This window comes from Micromonospora sp. NPDC051196 (genome assembly GCF_040682415.1).
Classification (GTDB): Bacteria; Actinomycetota; Actinomycetes; order Mycobacteriales; family Micromonosporaceae; genus Micromonospora.
Genome location: NZ_JBFBAY010000001.1, coordinates 717,224 through 734,639 on the forward strand (window position 1 = coordinate 717,224; position 17,416 = coordinate 734,639).

Here is a 17,416-nt window from a genome sequence, read left to right on the forward strand (position 1 = left end):
GCCCTGGCACGGGCCGCTGACCAGCGCGGGTGGGTCAGCGGCCCGGCACGGTGTGCCTGGCTCAGGGCGTCACTGGAGTTGGGTGAAGAAGTTCCAGGCCAGAGCGGGAACCCAGGTGCGGGTTCCACTGTCACCGGGGGCGCCGTCCTGGGGAGCGGCGATGTGGCCGCCGTCGAAGGCGGCCCAGGCCACCGGATACCCGGACCGGCAGCCGGAGTAGTTGGTGACCACGTGGGTCAGACTGCCCGCCGCCGGTTCGCGGGGGGTCTGCGCGGCACAGCCGTTGTTCCGGACGAACCGGTCGCGCATCGACCGTCCGCTGGCCGGGTTGTCGCCGATGCCGTGCACACCCAGGTACGCCACGGGTTGGCTGCCGCCACTGCATCCGCTCAGTTCCCGGGGCGCGGACTGGACCACGACCGCCCGGAAGACGTCCGGTCGGGCGCAGGCGAGGGCGTAGCTCATCGCGCCGCCGTAGCTGAACCCGATGGAGAACCGTTGCCGGGTGTTGACGCAGAGGGCCGACTCGATCCGGTTGCGTACGTTGTCGATGAAGGTGACGTCTTCGCCTCCGACGTTGGCCCAGCCGTTGTCGATGCCCTGGGGTGCGACGAAGATCGTGCTGTTGTTGGCCAGACGCTGGAGGCCGTAGTAGGACCAGGTGTTGCGGTCCACGGTCTGGCCGGTGTCCACGTCGACCGCGGTGCCGCCCCACCAGTGCAGTCCGAAGACCAGCCGGTACGGGTTGTTCTGCTGGTAGTTGGCCGGGATACGCAGGATGAAGCTCCGGTTCCGGCCGTTGCTGGTGATGGTGTGCGTGCCGCTCGCGATGCCCGGAGCCTTGCCGCAGCCCGAGGTGCCGCCGCCGGACGGTGGGCCGGTGTCGCCGTCGACGCGGACGAGCTGCCACTGCTGGTTGGCGCCGTTCCAGTCGTCGTACTGCACGATGTTTCCACCGTCGGCGGTCGAGGCGCCCTGCACCTCCACCACCTTGTTGCTGTGCCGGCTGATCAACCGGACGTGGCCACCATCGGAGTCGGCCAACCGGAACTGCTGGTTCGTCCCGTTGTGGTCCGTCCACTGCACGATGCTGCCACCGTTGGCGGTCGACCAGTTGTAGACGTCGAGCACCTTGCCGGACAGCCGCGACTTCAACCGGTAGTAACCACCACCCGAATCGACGAACTGCCACTGCTGCTGATTACCGTTGTTACGCGCCCACTGCGTGATCCGCGCACCATCGCTGGTGGCCAGGTTGTACACGTCCAACGCCTTGCCACTGTTGCGGTTGACCAGCACGTACCACGCGTTGGTGTCCACTGTCGCCGCCGAGGCGGGCGCCGCGTTCACCACGGCGAGTCCACCGGCCGCGAGCACGCCGGCTATTACTGTGCTGAGCCCTGAGCGCCAGCGACGTCTTGCCGGAGAGGCGGGACGAGCCTCCTCCTTGACCTTCATGGATCCACTCCTTCGATTGGGCCGCGTGCGGGTGGTGCGCGCGGTTCTGCCGGGTGCCGGCATGCGGTGGTGGTGGCGCCGGCACGCCGTTGACGGGTGCGGGCACGCCGAGGGCGTCACGCGAGGTCGTGTGTGCGCTGTCGACGGTGGTGCGTCCGCTGAAAGTCCGGCGTACGACCGCTGCACGCCGGCTGTCCGGATCGATCAGCGGGCATCGATGTGAGCGCTAACATATCTCAGCCTCGGTGGCCCCGCAAGGCCGAGAGGGTGTGGCCACATTGTTCAACTTATTCATGACGGGCGTCAGAATTTCTTGACTTCGGGTGCTGGGTGACTGACCATGGCCAACACAGTGACGTGACCTCTCACACAGTGGTAGGTCACCGGCAACTCCGTGGCATCCGCCGATTTCTGACGCACCCCACCACCCCTGCCCAGGAAGGGCCCCGTCAATGAAGAAGGTCATCGCTTTCGGGTTGATCGCCGCTACCGCGATCGCCCTCACCGGATGTACTGATTCCGATGCGTCGTCCCCGTCCGATCCGGCCGACGGCGACCTGCGCCAGGTCCGGGTTGCGGCGCTGCCTATCACCGAGACCGCCGCGCTGTGGGGCGGCATCAAGGCGGGCATCTTCGCCAAGCGCGGCCTCAGCGTGGAGGTGCTGCCCGCCCAGGGTGGCGCGCAGGCGATTCCGGCGTTGCTCAACGGCGACATCGACTTCGCGATCGGCCAGCCCTTCGGTCCGTTCCGGGCCGACCTTCAGGACCTCGGCGTCGTCATGATCGGCAACTACGCCTCCTCGTACGCCGAGGGCGACGACATCAACGCGGTGGTGGCTTCGGCGAAGTCCGGCATCACCCGGCCGGCCGAGCTGGCGGGCCGTCGGGTCGCGGTGAACAGCCTGGGCGCGGCCGGCGACGTGACGATCATGGCGGCGGTCGAGAAGGACGGCGGTGACCCGTCCACCATCAAATTCGTCGAGGTCGCCTTCCCGGACGCACCGGCCCAGCTGGAGGCCGGCAACATCGACGCCGCCTGGGTGCCGGAGCCGTTCGTCACGCAGCTGCGCAGCCGGGGTGACACCTTCATCGTGGCGCCCTACCAGGCGGTCGTGCCGGGTCTGACCACGCTGACCACGATCACCACCAAGGAGCGTACGGAGAAAGACGCCAAGCTGGTCGACGACTTCGCGGCGGCGATGAAGGAGACGCTCCAGTGGGCCCAGGACTCCGCCAACGAGACGGCGGTCCGGCAGGCCATCAAGGACAACCTGCAACTGCCGGAGCCGGTGGCGGATTCGGTGAAGCTGCCCGAGTTCGGCTGGGATCTCGACCGGACGAGCCTGCAGACGCTCGCGGAACTCGCCCAGAAGTACCGCGTCCTGGACAAGCAGCCGAACCTCGACCGCCTCATCCAGCAGAAGTAGCCGGCGCCCGTACGCCCTCCCCGGTGCCCGAGACCGGGGAGGGCGTCGCCGCCGTCTGATCACGGGAGTGACATGGCTGTCCCATCCACCCGACGCCTGCGCGGGTTGCGCAAGGCGCTGCTGGGCATCGTCGGCCTGGCCGGATTCCTCGTCGTCTGGCAGCTGATCCCGACGCTGGGCCTGATCAATTCGCAGTACCTGCCGTACGTGACGGACGTGTTCGCGCGGTTGTCCGAGGAGTCCGTCGACCTCGCGTTCTGGCGGCGGCTGGGATCCACCATGAAGTCCTGGGCGATCGGCCTGACGGTGGCCACGTTCGCCGCCGTGGTCCTCGGCACGATCGTCGGCCTGGTGCCGGTCCTGCGGCGTGCGACCCACACGATGGTCGAGTTCCTGCGACCGATCCCGTCGGTGGCCCTGATTCCGCTGGCCGTGCTGATGTTCGGCATCCAGATGCAGGCCGCCCTGGTCATCATCATCTACGCGTCGTTCTGGCAGGTGTTCGTGCAGGTGATCTACGGTGTGGCCGACGTCGACGCGGTCGCCCGGGACACCGCCCGCAGCTTCGGCCTGACCCGCCGCGAGCAGTTGACGCACCTGGTGTTGCCCACGGCTCTGCCGTACCTGATGACGGGTGTGCGGCTCGCTGCGGCGGTGGCACTCATCCTCGCCATCACCGCGGAGATGGTGATCGGCAATCCGGGCCTCGGCCGCCTGATCGAGCTGTCCCGATCGGCCGGGGATTCGGTCGGCCTGTACGCCTTCGTGGTGGTCACCGGTCTGCTGGGACTCCTGGTCAATCTGGTCTTCCGGTTCATCGAGCGACGCACGTTGTCCTGGCACCAGTCCATCCGAGGGGAGGAGGCCCGGTGATCAAGCACCCCGAGCGGATCGCCACCACGAGGCGCAGGCCGGGCGTCGGCTCCCGTATCGCGGCGAGCTTCGGCTACACGCTCGGGCTGCCGATGCTGCTGCTGGTGATCTGGGGCCTGGCGGCGACGAGGTCGACGAGCCGGTTCTTCCCCGACCCGCTGACGATCTTCGACGCCTTCGTGGACACCTGGGTCGGCGCCGCGTTCGTCGAGGACGTGCTGCCCAGCCTGTACCGTCTCGGTCTGGGCATCACCGCGTCGATCGTGATCGGCATCGCCGCCGGCACCATCATCGGCCTGGTCCAGTGGCTGCGCGAACTGCTCGAACCGCTGCTGGAGTTCTTCCGGGCCATCCCACCGCCGGTGCTGATCCCGGTGGTCATGCTGCTGCTCGGCATCACCGACACCATGAAGGTGGTCGTCATCGTCTCCGGCGCGGTCTGGCCGATCCTGCTGAACACCATCGAGGGCGTACGGGCCACCGACAGCGTGATGACCGAGACCGCCGACTCGTTCCAGATCACCTGGTGGGAGCGGCTGTGGTTCCTGGTGCTGCCGGCGGCCAGCCCGCGCATCATGGCCGGGGTCCGGCAGGGCCTGTCGGTGGCGCTCATCCTGATGGTGATCTCGGAGATGTTCGCCTCGTCCGCCGGGCTGGGCTATCGCATCGCCTACTTCCAGCGCAACTACCTCATCGCCGAGATGTGGAGCGGAATCCTCCTGCTCGGTCTCGTCGGCGTGTTCCTCGCCGTCGTCTTCGGAATCGTCGAGCGGCGCGTGCTGCGCTGGTACCACGGACTCAGGGAGGTCAACCGTGCCTGACCGGAGCACCCTGCTGCGGGTGGAGCATCTGCGCAAGGTCTACGAATCGGCCACCGGCAACGTCGAGGCGATCGGGGACATCAGCTTCACGATGGACGCCGGTGAACTGGTCTGCATCGTCGGGCCGTCCGGCTGCGGCAAGACCACCCTGCTGAAGTGTCTGGCGGGCCTGCTACGCCCGACCAGCGGCGTGGTGGAGATGGACGGCGCCCCGGTGACCGGGCCGAGTCCGGCCATGGCGGTGGTGTTCCAGGAGTACGGCCGCAGTCTCTACCCGTGGTTGACCGTGCGCGGCAACGTCGAACTGCCGTTGCGGCACAAGAAGCTCTCCCGCACCCAGCGGGACAAGTTGGTCACCGACGCGCTCACCGCGGTGGGCCTGGGGCACGCCGCCCGCAGTCACCCGTGGCAGCTCTCCGGTGGTATGCAGCAGCGGGTGGCGATCGCGCGGGCCATCGCGTACCAGCCCGAGGTGATGATCATGGATGAGCCGTTCGCCGCGGTCGACGCGCAGACCCGGGCAGACCTGGAGGACCTCGTCCGCGAGCTGCACGCCAGCCGTAACATGTCCATCCTCTTCGTCACCCACGACATCGACGAGTCGGTTTACCTGGGAGAACGCGTTCTAGTATTGTCCAAGTCGCCGACCTGGGTACAAGAGGATCTCGCGATCGATCTGCCGCCCAAGCGCGATCAGATCACCACCCGCGCCCTGCCCCGGTTCACGGAACTGCGGACCCACGTCTACGACCAGATCCAGCGAGCCAAGCGTGGGCAGACTGTCACCTGGCAACCGATGGGGTGAGCGCTGCTGCCACGACGACGGAATCGCCGAAAGGGAGGGCTGTGCGTAGTCGTCAGCCGAAGCAACTGCTGCTCGCCTTCTTCGGTGAGCATGTGGTCGATGCTGCCACCGGGCCGATCCGGGCCAGCGCGCTGATCGGCGTGCTGGAGGGGGCGGGCGTCGCCGCGCCGGCCACCCGCGCGACCCTCGATCGCCTGGTGCGCAGCGGCATCCTCGGCCGGGCCAGGAACGGCCGGGAGATCCTGTTCTCACTCACCGAGCACGGTGCGGCGGTGCTGCGCGAGGCGACGGACCGGGTCCGTGGTCCCCGGCCGTTCGACCCGCAGGGCCACGGGTGGACCCTGGTCACCTTCTCGATCCCCGAGGGCCAACGGATGCTGCGGCACCGGCTGCGCTCCACCCTGACCTGGGAGGGCTTCGCGCCGATCCGCGACGGGCTGTGGCTGGCGCCCGGCGAGGTCGACCTCGCCGGGTCGTTGGAACCGCTGCGGCAGGACCTCCCACCGCACGCCGTGATCGCCTTTCACGCTCGGGAACTGGACGGGTTCCCGATCGGCGAGAGTGTGCGCGCCGCCTGGGACATCGAGGCGATCCGGCGTGAACACCTCGCCTTCATCGAGGTCTGGGACGACCCCGCCGCCGTGGCGCTGGCGCCGAGCGCCCTGACCGTACGGACGATGTTGGTGGCGGACTGGCTCGCGCTGCTGCGCGCCGACCCCCGGCTGCCGGCCGAGTTCATGGACGCGCAGTGGCCAGCCACCCGGTCGGCGGAAACCTACCGCCGGATGCACGAGAAGCTGGCCGAGGCGTCCGCCGCGGAGTTCGCCGAACTCGTCGCGGCCAGCCCGACGGTCAGGCGCCGAACCGGGCTCGCAGGTCCGCCTTCCGCACCTTCCCCGAGGCGGTCCGCGGCAAGTCGTCCACGATGACCACGTTCTTCGGCAGCTTGTAGCGCGCCAGCCTGCCGTCCAGGTGCGTCCGCACGGTGTCGACGTCCACCGCAGCCCCCTCGCGGATCGTCACGATCGCCCACGGCACCTCGCCCCAGCGCTCGTCGGGCACGCCGATGACCGCCGCGCCGGTCACCCCGTCCAGCTCGCCGAGCAGTTGCTCGATCTCGGGTGGGTAGATGTTCTCGCCACCGGAGATGATCATGTCTTTGAGGCGGCCGGAGATGTAGAGGTAGCCGTCGGAATCCAGGTAGCCGAGGTCACCCGAGCGGAACCACCCGTCCGGGGTGAACGCGTCGCCGGTCACCTCGGGCAGCCCGTGATAGCCGGGGAAGACGTTCGGCCCGGTGATCTCGATTTCCCCGACGGTGCCGGTGGGCGCCGGCTCCCCGGTCGCGTCGGTGATCCGGACGTCGGTGAAGAAGTGCGGCAGACCGACGCTGCCCTGCTTGGCGCGGGTCATGTCCGGCGGCAGCGAGGTGGCCCCCGGTGAGGCCTCGGTCATGCCGTAACCCTGCGAGAACGACAGCCCCCGTGCCTCGTACGCGTTGAGGATGCGGGGCGGCACCGCCGAGCCTCCGCAGGTTAGCTTCGCCAGTGTCGACAGGTCGGTGGTGGCCCAGGCGGGATGATCGGCCATCAGCTGATAGGTGGTGGGCACCCCGCTGAGCATCGTGACGCCGTGCCGTTCGATCTGCGCCAGCGCGCGTCCCGGCTCGAAGCCCTTCTCCAGGACCATCGTGGCGCCCTTGAGGATGACCGGAAGGGCGCCCATGCCGAGCGAGGCGACGTGGAACAGCGGCGAGATCATCAGCGCCACGTCGGTCGAGACGACGTCGTAGTCGACCACGCAGTTGAGGGCGACCCAGGTGAGATTGCCGTGGGTCAGCACGGCGCCCTTGGCGCGGCCGGTGGTGCCGGAGGTGTAGATGATCGCCGCCGGGTCCTGGTGGCCGGTGTCGGCGTGGCCGACGGGGTCGGCGACCGTGGTACGGGCCAGTCTCGCGAGCCCCGGCCGGTCGGCGCTGCCCTCGCCGGTGACCACGACGTGCGGCGGCCGCGCGGCCGCCACGGCGACGGTCACCCGCGACCCGAACTCGGGGTCGTGGATCAGCACCCGGGCACCGCAGTCGGTCAGGACATGGGCGATCTCGGGCGGTGCGAGCCGGGTGTTGACCGGTACGAAGACGGCACCCAACTGCGCCGCGCCGAACATCACCTGGAGGAACTCGGGGCTGTTCTCACCCAGGTAGGCGACGGTGTCGCCCTTGCCGACGCCCCGCTGTGCCAGCACCGCCGAGATGCGGTCGGTGGCGTCGGCGAGCTGGGCGTACGTCAGCGTCGACCCGTCGCCGTGGACGAGGGCGACCTTGTCGGGGGACTTGAGCCGGCGCTTGGCCATCCAGACGCCGATTCCGTGCTGGTGCATCATCAGTCTCCTGGTGGTGGAGGTGGTGTGCGCACCTGGGCCCGACTGACGCCCTGCCGGGTCCAGGCGTGAAGCGTGCAAGCGCGGTGGTTCAGGCGTAGAAGCGGTAGAGCCCTCGGGCGACGACCGCGGGCTTGGTGCCACCCTCGATCTCGATCGTCTGGTCGACGGCGATCTGGTAGCCGCCCCGGACCTCGGCGACCTCGGCGATGGTGGCCCGCATGCGTACCCGCGAGCCGACCGTGACCGGTGCCGGGAAGCGCACCTTGTCCAGGCCGTAGTTCACCTTGGTGGTCACCCCCTTGACCTCCAGCAGTTCGGTCCAGAACGGAACGGCCAGCGAGAGGGTGAGGAAACCGTGCGCGACCGGGGCGCCGAACGGGCCGGTCCTGGCCCGCTCCGGGTCGACGTGGATCCACTGGTGGTCGTCGGTGGCGTCGGCGAACAGGTTCACCTGGTCCTGGGTGACCGTCCGGTACTCGGTGCAACCGAGGTCGGTGCCGGCGAGGTCGGCGAGCTGGTCGTAGGCGATGGTGGTGGTCATGGCGGTTCCTCTCGTCGTCACCGGGCGAGGCGCAGCAGCCGGGCCGCGTTGTCCTTGAGGATGCCCGGGAGCACGTCGGGCCTGAGGTCGGTGGCCGCCACATCGCGCAGCCAGCGGTCGGGGGTGATCAGTGGATAGTCGGTGCCGAAGAGCACCCGGTGCTTGAGCATCGAGTTGGCGTAGCGCACCAACTCGGCCGGGAAGTACTTCGGGCTCCAACCGGACAGGTCGATCCAGGTGTTGTGCTTGTGCATGGCCACCGACAACGCCTCGTCCTGCCACGGCACCGAGGGGTGGGCCATGATGATCTGCAAGTTCGGGAAGTCGGCGGCGATCGGGTCGAGCAGCATCGGGTTGGACAGCCCGAGCCGCAGACCGTAGCCGCCCGGCGTGCCCGCGCCGATGCCGGTCTGTCCGGTGTGGAAGATGACGGGCACACCCGCCCGCTCGATGAGCGCCCACAGCGGCGCGTACTGCTCCTGGCTCGGGTCGAACCCCTGCACGGTGGGGTGGAACTTGAAGCCGCGTACACCCTCGTCCTCGACCAGCCGGGCGGCGAGTTCGAGCGCCGCTTCGCCGGTACGCGGGTCGACCGAGCCGAAGGGGATCAGCACGTCGGCGTGCTCGGCCGCGGCGCGGGCGATGTCGGTGCTGGACAGCGGCGGGTGCTTGAGCTGCGTACGGGCGTCGACGGTGAAGACGACGGCGGCCATGTTGCGCTCGCGGTAGTACTGCGCCACCGCGTCGACCGCGGGTCGCGGCCCGTCGGTCCGGAAGTACTTCGACACCGCCGCCACGAGTGGCTCGGGCAGCGAGGCGTGACCGTGGTCGTCGACCTCGATGTGGACGTGCATGTCGATCGCCATGACGGCGTCGAGGTCGATCGCGGGCTGGTACATGAGGGGCACCTTCGTCAGGCGGATCGCGTCAGGCAGGTCAGGAGGCTGCGGGCTTGAACTCCTCGGGGAGCTCGGGGAAGCGTTCACCGACACTCTGCACGGCTTCGGCGAACTCCTTCGGCCAGGCCTGCACCAGCGCGTCGTAGCTCCAGCCGCCCGCACGGTAGGCGGACAGCGCCGCCTCGGGGTGGGTCCAGATCTGGAGCCGGTCGCCGCCGACGCCGATCACCTGGCCGGTCACCGAGGCTGCCGCGTCGGAGCCGAGGAAGGCGATCAGCCCGGCCACGTCATCGGCCGTGCCGAAGCCGAGGTCGTGGCGGAAGAACGCGGGCATCGGCTCGCCGTTCGCCTCGGCCTGCACCGCAGCGGCGAAGTAGGGCACGGTGGCGGTCATGGCGGTCGCCGCGACCGGTACGACGGTGTTGGCGGTGATGCCGGCCCGTTTGAGTTCCAGCGCCCAGGTGCGGACCATGCCCACGATGCCCGCCTTGGCGGCGGCGTAGTTGGTCTGGCCGAAGTTGCCCCGTTGCCCGGTGGGCGAGCCGATGCAGATGATCCGGCCGCCCTCGCCGGCCTGCCGCATGTGCAGCACCGACTCGCGCACGGTGGTGAAGGTGCCGCGCAGGTGCACGTTGATCACCGTGTCGAAGTCGTCGTCACTCATCTTCCACAGCACGGTGTCGCGCAGCACGCCCGCGTTGGTGACCAGGATGTCCAGTCGCCCGAACTGTTCGACCGCGGTGTTGACCAGTTGTTTCGCCGTCTCGGTAGGACCGACCGGTGCGGTCACCGCGACGGCCCGCCCGCCGGACGCCTGGATCGCCGCGACCGCGTCGGCCGTGACCGTGGCGTCGACGTCGTTGACCACGACGGACGCCCCTCGGCGGGCCAGCTCCTTGGCGTAGGCGAGGCCGAGACCCCGACCGGATCCGGTGACGATCGCGACTTTGCCGTCCAATGACATAGGTGCTCCTTTGTGTCCGATGCCGATCTGAGCACGAATCGTTGAAAAAGTCAATTATTTGTTAAGCTTGCTACCATCGTCGTCATGTCCCCTATCGGAAAGACCCGGCCGACCGGACGCGACCGGCTGCGGGACAGCGTGCTCGCCGGGGACCTGAGCTTCCTGCTGGCCCGCGCCAACGCCCTCACCCTCGCGGCGGCCAACGCGGCCCTCGCGGAGCACGGGCTCAAGGCCCGCTCCTACTCCGTGCTAGCGCTGGCCGCCGACGACGTCCGTCCCACCCAGCGGGAACTCGCCGAGTTCCTGCGGCTGGATCCGAGTCAGGTCGTGGCGCTGGTCGACGGGCTGGAGAAACGCCAACTCGTCGAGCGCCAGACCGACCCCGCGGATCGCCGCGCGAACGTCCTCGTCGCCACCGACGCCGGCCGGGCCCTGTTCGCCCGCGCCCAGGAATCCGCGCGGGCCGTGGAACTGGGCCTGCTGGCCGCCGTGACACCGGAGGACCATGAACGGCTGGCCCAACTGCTGCGGCTGCTGGCCTTCCCCGACTGACACCGCGACCGGGCGGCGCCGTCGTGGCGCCACCCGGTCATCGGTGCCGGTTGCGGTTACTGTGCGGCGCAGTCGACCGCCGGGTGTCCCCGGAGCAGGATGGTCGTCACCGCCTCGTCGTCGAGCGATCCGGTGACCCGTACCGTCGCCGTGCCGGTCGGCAGTGCCGCCACCCGCGTGGCGAACTGCTGGAAGGCGTTGCCGCCCGGTGCCACGGCCGCGAACGACCGCTCGCCGTACGCGGTCTCCAGCGCGATGCCCACCGGCGCGTCGTGGTCGTTGCGCACCTGCACCGCCACGTACGCCCGACCGGTGATGCACCGGGCCTGCACGGTCACCGTCACCGGCAGCACCGGTCGCACCTCGTGCTCGGGGGACCAGCGGATCCAGGTGTCCGCCAGCGGCACCTGACCGACGCCGGGCTTCGACCAGTCACAGACGCCGCCGGGGAAGACCGCCTGGAGGCGCTGCCACTGCTCGTCGGTGAAGCTCGCCCCGTACGACTCCCGGTTCAGGGGCGTGAGCTGGCACTTGAGCACGGCGGAGGTGGTCGGTCCACCGGCGACCACACGCGGGTTGCGGTGCAACGGGAACAGCTGGTTGCACTGGGCCGCCGGGTCCAGGGTCAGCGCCTCGGTGATCCGGTCACCGTTGGCCGCGATGCAGCCGTCGGCCAGGCCCTCGGGCCGGGACAGCCGGGTCAGCGTCACGTCGTCCAGCTCCGGCTGCGCCGCCGCCAGCGCGGTCCGGGCGGTCAGCCAGGTCTCCATGCCCTCCAGGGCGAGGGCCGAGGCGGTGTTGGCGGCAGCGCCCGGCGCGGCGGTGATGCTGATGTGGTTGTCGGCGTTGCCGTTGGCCGCGACGATCCGCTCCCGCATCGTCCAGGACCGGAACCGGTCGTGGAAGTCGCCGGACGGGTCGGTGTAGCCCCGGGTCTCGATGATCGGCGTCCAGCGCAGACCGCCGTCGAACTGGTTGACCCGGCCGGTCTCGTACGCCACCTTGATCGCGTCGACGTCCGCCGAGGTGCGCTGCGGGGTGCGGTTGCCCTGCACGTCGAGGCCGCCGATGCCCTCGTTGAGCCGGACGAACTGCTCCGGGGTGATCGTGCCCGCCTGGAGGGTCTGCAGGCCGTACTGCACACCGACGGTGTCCGGGATGATCGGCCGACCGAAGCCGGTGGCCGGGTCGACGCCGTACACGTTGGAGATGAAGTCGGCCATCGCGCACCGCAGGCCGGTCGGGTTGGTGACCGGGTGGTACCGCTGCGCCGCCGGGACGTGGCTCGGGCAGTTGGCGGGCCAGTCGACACCGTCGAAGAACTGGTAGCCGAAGCAGGTGTTCGGGCTGGCGAAGCCGGTCACCGCGGTGTGCTGCGCGGTGGACAGACCGGCGGCCGAGGCGGCCTGACTGATGAAACGGCACTCGTGACCGCTGATCGTTGTGGAGCGCTCGTCCGGGTAGCCGATCTGGCCGATCACGCCGTCGATGATGCCGGGATAGGCGTTGGAGATCAGCAACTGCTGCATCGTGCCGGCCGAGCCGCCCCAGCCCATGGTGAAGGCGGGCACGCCGTACGTCTCGATGAAGTGCTCCTTGACCATCATCGCGGTCTCGGCGGAGGTCACGTCGTTGCAGTTGTTGGCGAACACGTTGAACGTGGAACTGGCCACCGCGTAGCCCCGGCTGAGCAGGCCGTGGTCCAGCACCCCGCCGGTGCTGGTGGCCTGGGTGTAGCCGATGCCGCAGGCGCCGCCGAAGGTGTAGACCAGTCGCTCGTTCCAGCCGTCGGTGGCCGTCCACGGGTCGGGCAGGGCGGTGCCCGGCTGGTGCAGCAGCGCGATCTCGTAGACCGCCCGGTTGATGGTGCCCCGCTCGATGCGTACGACGTACGGCACGGTGCGGCCGTCGATGGTGGTGGTCGTGGCCACGTTGCCGGGCAGCGGACCGTCGGGCAGGGCGGCGAAGCTGCCGGCGGTGGTGCGGTACTGGTAGGTCACCCGGGGTGCCGCCACGTGGCAGTTCTCGTCGACCGGCCCGAGGTTCCAGGGGCTGCCGGAGGCGGTGCAGAACAGCGGGATGTGCGGCCCGGAGAAGACCGGGCCCTGCGCGGGGTGGTTGAGCAGCGTCACGTCGGCCTTGGGGCGACCCTGGCCGTTCCCGTTGGCCCGCACTTCGAGGGTGTTGTCACCCAGCGCCAGGTCGTCGACGAGGCCGAGCAGCGTACGGCCGTCGCCGACCGGGCGGAACCGGTCGGTGAGGTTGCGGCCGTCGAGGTGGACCTTCACCTGGTGCGGCGGAACGTTGCGGGGCACGCCGATGCGTACCAACGCGTCCCCGCCACTGATCATGTCGGCGCGGGTCGAGACGACCTCCACGTCGAAGGTGCGGTCGATGCCCGCGCCGGGCGGTGGTGCGGCCAGGCCCGGCACCGCTGAGCTGCCGACCAGTGCGGTGGCGACGAACGCGGTCAGGGCGACTTTCCAGGATCGTCGCGGTGATTTCCCCCGGGATCGACGTGAGTGCATAGCAGGGCCCCTTTCAGCCGGGAACGGGCGGCTGGACCTCCTGGTCACATGTGCACCGGGAACCTAATGCGAAATCTGATCGCGCGTCAACGAATCTGCAATGTATCTACTTGAGACGCGACTTCGCGGTGCGCCACTCAGGCCCGGTCGGGAGTCTGGACGAGCTCCTCGAAGCGCTGTTGCGCCGACTGGGCCAGCGCCTCGGAGATGTCCAGGAACATCGTCCGGGCCTGCGCACGGGGGAAGGAGGCGGGTAGGAACGTGGCGGGCAGGTCGGGATCCTCGCCCACCAGGGCACGCCAGTCATTGACCATTTCGGTACGCCGTACGAGCGCCTGCGCCGGCGGCACCGTACCCGCCGCGGCCCGCCAGGCCAGGTCGCGGTACCGCTTGAGGAAGGACTGGTAACCCGCGGCCACCTCGTCGATCCGCCAGGCGGCTTCGAGCCGGGCCCGACCGCTGGGCAGCAGGTCCAGGTCGGTGGCGCGCAACACCACCGCGTCGTTGATGCCCAGCTCGCTCAACTGCTCGCGAACCTCGTCGAAGCGATCGTGCGGGGTGACCCAGGTGGCGTCGTACAACGGTGAGAACGTCAACCAACGCAGCCGGGCCCGCAGCAGCCGACGCTGGCTCGCATCGTCGAGCGGCAGCGTGAACGCGATCAGGGTCCAACAGCCGTCCCAGGCGTTCTCGTCGGTGGTGGCGAAGATGCGTCGGGCGCCACGCTGGAGGATGTGCCAGGCCGATTCGGTCAGCCGGTAGTTGGTCCGCCGGCCCTCCTTGGTCCGCTCCAGCATCCCGCGCTGGGTGAGCCGGCTGAGCGTCGCACGGGCGTTGGCGGGCGCGATGTCGAACTCGGCCAGCACCGCGACCAGGCCACCGGAGGGCAGCGGTGCGTGCCCGGCGTGCCAGTAGTCCCCGAGCAGCGTCACCAGCAGCCGCTGGGCCCGGGCCCGTCCGACCGCCGCCGAGCCGTCAGCGGGCGTCTCCAGCGCGTGATGGACATCGGACATCCGGATAAATTACTGCGTCTCGTGGCGAGACGGTACCGGCGCCCCGCCCGCCACCTGCCGGTACGAGGTACTCAGCGCCCGGGACAGCACCCGCCCCGCAGCCTGCACCAGCGGGGCCAGCGCCAACGGGTCCGCGCGGTCGTGGGCGACCACCAGCGAGATGGCGGCCACCACCCCGTCGGGCGTACGGATCGGTGCGGCGACCGAGAGGGCGTCCATGGTGACCTGGCGGTCGCTGACCGCGTACCCGATCCGACGCACCTCGGCCAGGCACCGGCGCAGCCGCCTCGGATCGGTGATGGTCAGCTCGGTGTACCGCTCCAGCGGTGCGGCCAGTACCTGCTCCTGGACCTCGGCCGGCGCGTAGGCGAGCAGGATCAGCCCGACGCCGGTGGCGTGCAGCGCGAAACGACCGCCGACCCGGGTGAGTACGGGCACCGCGTGCCGCCCGGCGATCCGCTCGATGAAGACCAGTTCCAGATCCTGCCGGACGGCGAGCTGAACGTTCTCGTGGGTCACCTCGTACAGGTCTTCCATGATCGGTAGGGCCAGCTCGCGCAGCCCCAGACCTCGGGGCGCGAGCGAACCCACCTCCCACAACCGCAGACCGATCCGGTACCGCCCGTCCTCGCCGCGTTCCAACGCCCCCCAGGCGACCAGCTCCGCGGCCCGCCGGTGGGCGGTGGGCAGCGGTAGCTCGGCGCGGCGGGCCAGCTCGGTCAGGGTCAGCGCCGGGTTGGCGGGGCTGAACGCGTCCAGCAGCGCCAGCACCTTGCTGGTGACCGACCGGCCGGGCTGCGCGTCCACCCTGCCATCATCGCGCCTGCGCCAGGTCGGTCACAGCTCCAGCACGAGCCGGGGCGTACGGGCCCGGGACACACAGATCATCATGGTGTCCCCGGCCGCCCGTTCCTCCTCGGTGAGCAGGCTGTCCCGGTGATCCGGCACCCCGGCCAGCACAGTGGTCTCGCAGGTGCCGCAGGTGCCCTCCCGGCAGGAGGAGAGCACCTGGACGCCGGCCTCCTCGACCGCTTGCAGGATCGGCGTACCCGGCGGCACCGTCAGCGTCCGGCCGGAGAGCGTGAGCTCGACCTCGACAGCCGTGTCGGTGCCGTCGGCGCTGTGCACCGGGGAGAAACGCTCGACGTGCAGGCAGCCGGGCGGCCAGCCGAGACAGTGCTGCTCCACCGCCTTGACCAGTGCTTCCGGGCCACAGCAGTAGACGAGCCGGGCCTCGGGGCGGCCGAGCAGCCCCGGCAGGTCGAGCAGGCCGGTCTCGTCCTGCGGGCACAGGCTCACCCGGTCGCCGTACTTCTCCCGCAGGGCGTCGGCGAAGGCCATGGTGGCACGGCTGCGTCCCCCGTACACCAGTCGCCAGTCGGCGCCGGCTGCGTCGGCGGCGGCGACCATCGGGCTGATCGGGGTGATGCCGATGCCACCGGCGATGAACAGGTAACGCGGTGCCGCGACCAGCGCGAAGTTGTTCCGGGGCCCGCGCACCGTGACGGTGGCACCGGGCGTCAGCCGATCGTGCACGCGCCGCGAGCCGCCGCGCCCGTCCGGCTCGCGCTGGACCGCGATCCGCAGCACGGACCGGTCCGCCGGGTCGCCGCAGAGCGAGTACTGGCGTACCAGGTCCGGGCCCAGCAGCAGGTCGATGTGCGCGCCGGGAGTCCACTCCGGCAGGTCACCGCCGTCCGGGCGGCCCAGGGTGATCGCGACGACCTCGCTCGCCACCTGCTCCCGGGTGGTAACCACCAACTCCACCTCGGTCACGCCGGCACCGCCAACCGGGTCGGTACGTCGGGCGCGGGCGGAGCCGGGGCCTGGTGTCCCTGCGGGTGGGCGAGCAGCCACTCCCACAGCTCCACCGGCTCCTCGGCGATTCGCTCGGCGCCGCAGTGGCAGACCCCGCGCAGGATGTCGGTGCCCGGCATCCAGTGGATCCGGTAGACCCGGTCACCGGTGAGCATGCCGGTCGGGCCGCTCACCGGGGCGCCTCCACCGTCCCCGATTCGACCATGCGGGCCAGCAGCCGCCGGGCGGCCAGGCCGCCGGTGTCGATGTTGATGCTCAGCTCCTGGTACTTCTCCGGTTCGCCGGCGATCACCTGCTCCAGGATGTCGAGCGCGGTCACGTCCTGCATGACCACCGTGTGGTTGCTCTGGTGCAGGTACTCACTCACCGACTCGTCGTCGATGGCGAAGTCCCGGGCCACCGCCCAGAAGTCGTAGGTGGTGTGCTCGGTCGACGGGGTGATGGCGTACACGATCTCGGCGTGGAACGCCTCGCTGTCCTCGCCCTGCGCCGGCGGGTAGACGCCCTGCGGGGCGATCCGGCTGTGCAGCAGATAGAGGCAGGGCGGGTGGTACTCGATGTCCTGCCAGCGGGTGATGCGGCCCTGGATGCCGGTCGAGCGGGCATAGAACGGCGGGCACTCGGCGTCGTCCATGTGCCGGCTGACGTAGACGATGCCGCGTTCGTCGTCCACCTCGGTGGTGATGGGGGTGTTCGCGACCTCGGGCGTGCCGATGTAGCCACCGTGCAGATAGGTCTCGTGGGACAGGTCCATGAGGTTGTCCACCAGCAGGCCGTACCGCGCGTTCAGCGGTGCCATCCCGCGTACCACCGCGTAGCGCGGATCGGTCAGCCAGGGGGCGCGGGGGATCGTGGTCGGATCGGCCCGGTCCCGGTCACCGATCCACACCCAGACGAACGAGTCCTGCTCGACCACCGGGTACGCCGCGACCCGTGCGGTACGCGGGATGCGCTGCTGACCCGGTACGAAGACACAGGAGCCGGTCTGGTCGTAGGTGAAGCCGTGGTAGCCGCAGACGATGGTGTCGCCGTCGAGCCGGCTCTCCGACAACGGGTAACGCCGGTGCACACATCGGTCGGCGAGCGCCACCGCCTGCCCGGCTTCGGTGCGGTACAGCACCAGCGGCTCACCCAGTACCGTACGGGCCAGCAGGTCGCGCCCGACCTCACTGCCGTAGGCCGCCACGTACCACTGGTTACGTGCGAACGCCATGGGATCCTCCTGTTCGACGAGCCAGCCGGATCATCCCGCGCGGCGCCCACGATCGGGACCGCAGCTTTCACTGAGTGAAAGGCGGGCGCCGCTCGATCATCGGGCTTGTTCTGGTTAGGGTG

17 protein-coding genes are annotated in these 17,416 nt (G+C 69.8%); 6 read left to right on the forward strand and 11 right to left on the reverse strand.

Features of this window, described 5'->3' with window-relative positions:
* Positions 1–69 precede the first annotated feature (69 nt).
* Positions 70–1,458 (reverse strand): RICIN domain-containing protein, encoded by a 1,389-nt coding sequence (locus AB0M35_RS03275; RefSeq protein WP_363740865.1) that lies wholly within the window; start codon positions 1,456–1,458, stop codon positions 70–72.
* 452 nt (positions 1,459–1,910) lie between these two features.
* Here AB0M35_RS03275 and AB0M35_RS03280 point away from each other — a divergent pair, with 452 nt between their 5' ends.
* From AB0M35_RS03280 to AB0M35_RS03300, 5 genes are all read left to right on the forward strand, one after another.
* On the forward strand, positions 1,911–2,885 hold the full coding sequence (locus tag AB0M35_RS03280) for an ABC transporter substrate-binding protein (RefSeq protein WP_363740867.1): 975 nt from the start codon (positions 1,911–1,913) through the stop codon (positions 2,883–2,885).
* Positions 2,886–2,957: 72 nt separating this feature from the next.
* Positions 2,958–3,758, forward strand: coding sequence for an ABC transporter permease (locus AB0M35_RS03285; RefSeq protein ID WP_363740869.1), 801 nt, complete (start codon positions 2,958–2,960; stop codon positions 3,756–3,758).
* Positions 3,755–4,579, forward strand: a complete 825-nt coding sequence (locus tag AB0M35_RS03290) for an ABC transporter permease (protein WP_363740871.1) — start codon at positions 3,755–3,757, stop codon at positions 4,577–4,579. Before AB0M35_RS03285 ends, AB0M35_RS03290 begins: the two co-directional genes overlap by 4 nt.
* Positions 4,572–5,384: an ABC transporter ATP-binding protein gene (locus AB0M35_RS03295; RefSeq protein WP_363740873.1), complete on the forward strand. Its 813-nt coding sequence runs from the start codon at positions 4,572–4,574 to the stop codon at positions 5,382–5,384. Before AB0M35_RS03290 ends, AB0M35_RS03295 begins: the two co-directional genes overlap by 8 nt.
* Positions 5,385–5,425: 41 nt before the next feature.
* The gene (locus tag AB0M35_RS03300; RefSeq protein ID WP_363740875.1) at positions 5,426–6,313 is read left to right on the forward strand and encodes a PaaX family transcriptional regulator C-terminal domain-containing protein; all 888 of its coding nucleotides are present in this window, start codon (positions 5,426–5,428) and stop codon (positions 6,311–6,313) included.
* On the opposite strand, the gene AB0M35_RS03305 is transcribed toward AB0M35_RS03300, so the two are convergent.
* The 4 genes from AB0M35_RS03305 to AB0M35_RS03320 all read right to left on the reverse strand — a co-directional run bounded on the left by AB0M35_RS03305 (position 6,237) and on the right by AB0M35_RS03320 (position 10,170).
* Positions 6,237–7,763 (reverse strand): long-chain fatty acid--CoA ligase, encoded by a 1,527-nt coding sequence (locus tag AB0M35_RS03305; protein WP_363740877.1) that lies wholly within the window; start codon positions 7,761–7,763, stop codon positions 6,237–6,239. The genes AB0M35_RS03300 and AB0M35_RS03305 overlap by 77 nt on opposite strands.
* A 91-nt stretch (positions 7,764–7,854) precedes the next feature.
* The gene (locus AB0M35_RS03310; RefSeq protein ID WP_363740879.1) at positions 7,855–8,307 is read right to left on the reverse strand and encodes a MaoC family dehydratase; all 453 of its coding nucleotides are present in this window, start codon (positions 8,305–8,307) and stop codon (positions 7,855–7,857) included.
* Positions 8,308–8,324: 17 nt separating this feature from the next.
* The gene (locus AB0M35_RS03315) at positions 8,325–9,206 is read right to left on the reverse strand and encodes an amidohydrolase family protein (RefSeq protein WP_363740881.1); all 882 of its coding nucleotides are present in this window, start codon (positions 9,204–9,206) and stop codon (positions 8,325–8,327) included.
* Between the two features lie 37 nt (positions 9,207–9,243).
* Positions 9,244–10,170, reverse strand: coding sequence for an SDR family NAD(P)-dependent oxidoreductase (locus AB0M35_RS03320; RefSeq protein WP_363740883.1), 927 nt, complete (start codon positions 10,168–10,170; stop codon positions 9,244–9,246).
* Positions 10,171–10,254: 84 nt separating this feature from the next.
* Here AB0M35_RS03320 and AB0M35_RS03325 point away from each other — a divergent pair, with 84 nt between their 5' ends.
* Positions 10,255–10,722, forward strand: coding sequence for a MarR family winged helix-turn-helix transcriptional regulator (locus AB0M35_RS03325; RefSeq protein WP_363740886.1), 468 nt, complete (start codon positions 10,255–10,257; stop codon positions 10,720–10,722).
* Between the two features lie 56 nt (positions 10,723–10,778).
* On the opposite strand, the gene AB0M35_RS03330 is transcribed toward AB0M35_RS03325, so the two are convergent.
* From AB0M35_RS03330 to AB0M35_RS03355, 6 genes are all read right to left on the reverse strand, one after another.
* Positions 10,779–13,250, reverse strand: coding sequence for a DUF6351 family protein (locus tag AB0M35_RS03330; protein ID WP_363740888.1), 2,472 nt, complete (start codon positions 13,248–13,250; stop codon positions 10,779–10,781).
* Positions 13,251–13,387: 137 nt separating this feature from the next.
* On the reverse strand, positions 13,388–14,263 hold the full coding sequence (locus tag AB0M35_RS03335; RefSeq protein ID WP_363740890.1) for a PaaX family transcriptional regulator C-terminal domain-containing protein: 876 nt from the start codon (positions 14,261–14,263) through the stop codon (positions 13,388–13,390).
* A 9-nt stretch (positions 14,264–14,272) separates the two neighbouring features.
* Positions 14,273–15,070: an IclR family transcriptional regulator gene (locus tag AB0M35_RS03340; RefSeq protein WP_363740893.1), complete on the reverse strand. Its 798-nt coding sequence runs from the start codon at positions 15,068–15,070 to the stop codon at positions 14,273–14,275.
* 30 nt (positions 15,071–15,100) lie between these two features.
* Entirely contained in the window at positions 15,101–16,039 is a 939-nt protein-coding gene (locus AB0M35_RS03345) for a PDR/VanB family oxidoreductase (RefSeq protein ID WP_363740895.1), read from the reverse strand.
* A complete protein-coding gene (locus tag AB0M35_RS03350; protein WP_363740897.1) occupies positions 16,036–16,254 on the reverse strand; it encodes a hypothetical protein in 219 nt (72 codons plus the stop codon). The genes AB0M35_RS03345 and AB0M35_RS03350 overlap by 4 nt, the downstream gene beginning before the upstream one ends.
* Complete coding sequence (locus AB0M35_RS03355; protein WP_363740900.1) at positions 16,251–17,294, reverse strand: aromatic ring-hydroxylating dioxygenase subunit alpha; 1,044 nt, start codon at positions 17,292–17,294, stop codon at positions 16,251–16,253. The genes AB0M35_RS03350 and AB0M35_RS03355 overlap by 4 nt, the downstream gene beginning before the upstream one ends.
* Positions 17,295–17,416: the final 122 nt, after the last annotated feature.

Bases quoted from the DNA above. Each gene is read 5' to 3' on its own strand.
- AB0M35_RS03275 (WP_363740865.1), bottom strand. From the start codon at position 1,458: ATGAAGGTCAAGGAGGAGGCTCGTCCCGCCTCTCCGGCAAGACGTCGC.
- AB0M35_RS03315 (WP_363740881.1), bottom strand. From the start codon at position 9,206: ATGTACCAGCCCGCGATCGACCTCGACGCCGTCATGGCGATCGACATG.
- AB0M35_RS03335 (WP_363740890.1), bottom strand. From the start codon at position 14,263: ATGTCCGATGTCCATCACGCGCTGGAGACGCCCGCTGACGGCTCGGCG.
- AB0M35_RS03310 (WP_363740879.1), bottom strand. From the start codon at position 8,307: ATGACCACCACCATCGCCTACGACCAGCTCGCCGACCTCGCCGGCACC.
- AB0M35_RS03320 (WP_363740883.1), bottom strand. From the start codon at position 10,170: ATGTCATTGGACGGCAAAGTCGCGATCGTCACCGGATCCGGTCGGGGT.
- AB0M35_RS03280 (WP_363740867.1), top strand. From the start codon at position 1,911: ATGAAGAAGGTCATCGCTTTCGGGTTGATCGCCGCTACCGCGATCGCC.
- AB0M35_RS03305 (WP_363740877.1), bottom strand. From the start codon at position 7,763: ATGCACCAGCACGGAATCGGCGTCTGGATGGCCAAGCGCCGGCTCAAG.
- AB0M35_RS03330 (WP_363740888.1), bottom strand. From the start codon at position 13,250: ATGCACTCACGTCGATCCCGGGGGAAATCACCGCGACGATCCTGGAAA.
- AB0M35_RS03325 (WP_363740886.1), top strand. From the start codon at position 10,255: ATGTCCCCTATCGGAAAGACCCGGCCGACCGGACGCGACCGGCTGCGG.
- AB0M35_RS03285 (WP_363740869.1), top strand. From the start codon at position 2,958: ATGGCTGTCCCATCCACCCGACGCCTGCGCGGGTTGCGCAAGGCGCTG.
- AB0M35_RS03355 (WP_363740900.1), bottom strand. From the start codon at position 17,294: ATGGCGTTCGCACGTAACCAGTGGTACGTGGCGGCCTACGGCAGTGAG.